We start from the raw sequence: 396 nt of genomic DNA, 5'->3' as shown, positions 1-396 counted from the left end.
TGTCGGCGAGGTCGATGGCGGCGGTGAGGAGGGGGTGGTCCGTGGTGGTGAGTCCGGCTCCGGTGAGGTCGGTGCGGGGGGTGGGGTGGAGCCAGAAGTCCTCGTGCTGGAACGGATAGGTCGGCAGACCGATCCTCCGGCCGGCTCCGAGGAGCGGGGACCAGTCGGTCTCCGTCCCGGAGGCGAACACCGCCGCCAGCGCACGCGGCACCGTCCGGACCTCACCCTTGTCCCTCTGCAACACACACGCCGCCACCACAGTGCCCCGACCGTCCAGAGCATCACGGACCAAAGACGTCAGAACCGGATCGGGGCCCAGCTCCAGGAAAGTGGTGATGCCATGAGTATGGAGAGCCTCGATGCCGTCGTGGAACCGGACCGCCGCCCGGATGTGCC

1 protein-coding gene is annotated in these 396 nt (G+C 68.9%); it reads right to left on the bottom strand.

Annotated features, from left to right (window positions below; all coding sequences use genetic code 11):
• Positions 1 to 244, bottom strand: a 244-nt coding sequence (locus tag AADR41_RS42600; protein WP_342287831.1) for a hypothetical protein, incomplete at its 3' end; no start/stop codon positions are given.
• Positions 245 to 396: the final 152 nt, after the last annotated feature.

Source organism: Streptomyces sp. CLV115, from assembly GCF_038448545.1.
In the GTDB taxonomy this organism is placed as follows: domain Bacteria; phylum Actinomycetota; class Actinomycetes; order Streptomycetales; family Streptomycetaceae; genus Streptomyces; species Streptomyces sanglieri.
Note: the sequence above shows the minus strand (reverse complement) of the source record. Positions and strands in the feature narration are given on the sequence as shown.